Origin of the sequence: Paraburkholderia sp. BR10872 (assembly GCF_040965835.1) — a bacterium.
GTDB lineage: Bacteria > Pseudomonadota > Gammaproteobacteria > Burkholderiales > Burkholderiaceae > Paraburkholderia > Paraburkholderia nodosa_A.
Genome location: NZ_JBFRCN010000159.1, coordinates 1 through 429, shown reverse-complemented (window position 1 = coordinate 429; position 429 = coordinate 1). Strand labels below are relative to the sequence as shown.

General features: G+C 75.5%; 1 pseudogene. It reads right to left on the bottom strand.

The features are described 5' to 3' along the window. Positions 1-429: pseudogene (locus AB4Y43_RS40505) on the bottom strand (FecR protein); the annotation flags it as partial.

The window sequence follows — 429 nt, the reverse complement described above, 5'->3', positions numbered from 1 at the left end:
TGTATAAGAGACAGCGCCTGGCCATGTTCGGGGCCACGCGGCATGGCGTTGGCGGCTGCGGCGCCCGGTTGGGGGGCGCCGCCAGGCATGTCCGGACGACCGGCTTGCGCCTGCGGGGCCGCCGGCCTGCCCGTCGCACCAAGCACCGGTGAGTGCGGCGGCACGACACGCACGTTCTGTGCGGGCCACGCGCCGTGAGCTGCGGCAGAGAACGGCGAGGACGGCGCATGCGCCGGCGCCGAGACGCGCACCACGGGCGCGCCTGCCCCCGGCACCGTGCCGCCGGCGTGGGCGAAGCGCTGCGCGAGGTTGTCGTGGAATGCGGGCGGTGCGACGGGCGCGCGCGTGGCGACGACCTGACGCTGATTGAGCGCCGCGGGCGGCCGGTAGTCGGCGCGGCGCATGTTGGGCCCGAAGCTGCCCTTCACA